The 2,395-nt window shown below is 73.0% G+C and carries 2 protein-coding genes and 1 pseudogene; all 3 read left to right on the forward strand.

Annotation, left to right across the window (positions count from 1 at the left end):
- Positions 1-203, forward strand: a pseudogene (locus EDF34_RS17380) (methyl-accepting chemotaxis protein); the annotation flags it as partial.
- A gap of 13 nt (positions 204-216) precedes the next feature.
- The gene (locus EDF34_RS17385) at positions 217-1,293 is read left to right on the forward strand and encodes a sugar-binding protein (RefSeq protein ID WP_123372777.1); all 1,077 of its coding nucleotides are present in this window, start codon (positions 217-219) and stop codon (positions 1,291-1,293) included.
- Positions 1,293-2,395 (forward strand): methyl-accepting chemotaxis protein (locus tag EDF34_RS17390; RefSeq protein WP_148076682.1); only part of this gene is annotated, 1,103 nt, incomplete at its 3' end. The genes EDF34_RS17385 and EDF34_RS17390, both read left to right, overlap by 1 nt.

Below are 2,395 nucleotides of genomic sequence, written 5' to 3' on the forward strand. Positions count from 1 at the left end.
AGCAGACGGCCACGACGAACGAGATGTCGCGTGGGGTGGCCGAGGCCGCGACCGGGTCGGGGGAGATCGCCACGAACATCACCGGCGTCGCCACGGCCACCGCGACCAGCTCGGACGTGATCGGCCAGATGGGCGCCTCGGTCTCCGAGCTCGCGCGCATGTCGGCCGAGCTGCGCACCCGCGTCGCCGCGTTCACCTACTGAGCGGGGTCGGGACATGAAGCTGCGGGTCGGGGTCGCCGCCCTCCTGTTCCTCGTCGGCGTGAACGGGTGCTCCGCGCAGGTCGCGGCGGACTCGTCGGACGCGCCGCTCGTCGGGATCGCGATGCCGACGACCGAGCAGACCCGGTGGGTCGCCGACGGGGACAACCTCTCGGCCCAGTTCCACTCGCTGGGCTACCGCGTCGACAAGAGGTACGCCGAGAACGACGTCGCGGCGCAGGTCGCGCACGTGCAGGACATGGTCGACGAGGGTGCGGACGCGCTCGTGATCGGCGCGGTGGACGGCACGGCCCTGACGGCCGTGCTCGCCAAGGCGCACGCCGCGGGCATCGCCGTCATCTCCTACGACCGCCTGATCCGGGAGTCGAAGGACGTCGACTACTACGCGTCGTTCGACAACGCGCGGGTCGGCGTCATGCAGGGGACCGCGCTGCTCCAGGGGCTCGGCGTGATCGACGCGACGGGGAAGCGGACCGCGAAGCGCGGGCCGCTCGCCGTGGAGATCTTCGCGGGATCGCCCGACGACAACAACGCGACGGTGTTCTACGACGGCGCGATGTCGGTGCTGCAGCCCTTCCTGACCGACGGGACGCTCGTCGTCCCGTCCGGGAAGGTGGCCCGCGAGGACGTCGCGATCGACAAGTGGGACCCGCCGACGGCGGGCAAGCGGATGGACTCGCTGCTCGGCGCGTACGCCAAGGGCCGGCACCTCGACGGGGTGCTCGCGCCCAACGACGGCATCGCCCAGGCGGTCATCGCGTCGGCGAAGTCCCTCGGGTACGTGCCCGTGGTCACCGGGCAGGACGCGGAGATCCCGGCCGTCCGCTCGGTCGCGGCCGGCGAGCAGTACTCGACCGTGTACAAGGACACCCGCCAGCTGGCCGAGGTGACCGTCGCCATGGTCAACGCGCTGCTCGAGGGCGACGAGCCCGAGGTCAACGACACCACGACGTACGACAACGGCGTGAAGGTCGTGCCGTCCTACCTCCTGCCGCCCCGGGCGGTCACGAAGGACAACTACCGGCGGCTGCTCGTCGACGGTGGCTACTACACCGCGGAAGAGGTCGGCTGATGTCCACCACGACGGTCACCACGCCGGTCCGGCGCCGCGGCGCCTGGTTCTGGGACCGCCCGATCGCCGTGAAGTTCGCGACGGCGATGGTCGTCCTCGGCGGCACGTTCGCGGTCGTGGGCGGCGCCGGGGCGATCGCCCTGCAGCGCGCGGGCGACGACCTGCAGCAGATGGCCGACCTCGACACGCACCTGCAGCGCGCGTTCGCGGACCTCGGTGCCGCGCAGGCACGCAGCCACCTGCTGCTGGCCCGCGCGGTCGGCGCCGACGCCGCGACCCGCGCCCAGCTCCTGACCTCCTCGGCGTGGGAGGACGGCGTCGTGGATGCTCGCTCGGACGTCGTGGAGGCGTACCCGGACGCGCTCACCCCGCAGTGGAAGGACTTCCGCACGCGGTGGGCCGCCTGGACCACGTTCCGCGACGAGACGCTCGTGCCGCTCGTCGAGGCGGGCGACACCGCCGGCTTCACCGCCGCGGTCACGGCCGACGTCGCCGCCGACCCGGACTGGGCCGGCCGGGCGCTCGCGCTCGCCTCGGCGCAGACGGACGCGCAGGTGCTCGCCATCCAGAGCGCCGGACAGGCGGAGGTCGAGCGGACGATCTGGCTGCTGTGCGCCGCGTTCGTCGTCGCCGCGGTGCTGGCCGCCGGGCTGTCCACCGCGGTCATCCGCCGGGTGTCCCGGGCCGTGCGCTCGGTCGGGGCGTCGCTCGACGCCATGGCCGACGGCGACCTCACCGTCACCGCCGCCGTGACGTCGCAGGACGAGACGGGCCGGATGGCCGCGTCGCTGCGCCGCGCGCAGGACGGTCTGCGCTCCACGCTGACCGACGTCGCGCAGACCGCGCAGGACGTCGCCGAGTCGGCGCAGCGCCTGACGGGCTCCAACGCCGAGGTCGCCAGCGCGGCCGGCGAGACGAGTGCGCAGGCTGGTGTGGTGGCTGCTGCTGCGGAGCAGGTGTCGCGCAACGTGCAGGCGGTTGCTGCGGGTGCTGAGCAGATGGGGGCGTCGATCCGGGAGATCGCGCAGAACGCGACGGATGCGGCGAAGGTGGCGGGTCAGGCGACGGTGGTTGCTGCCTCGACGAATGACACGGTGGCGAA

It is taken from the genome of Cellulomonas sp. PhB150 (assembly GCF_003755175.1).
Classification (GTDB): Bacteria; Actinomycetota; Actinomycetes; order Actinomycetales; family Cellulomonadaceae; genus Cellulomonas.

What these genes read in the sequence shown, in the direction of transcription:
- EDF34_RS17385 (WP_123372777.1), top strand. Translation starts at nt 217, where the DNA reads ATGAAGCTGCGGGTCGGGGTCGCCGCCCTCCTGTTCCTCGTCGGCGTG.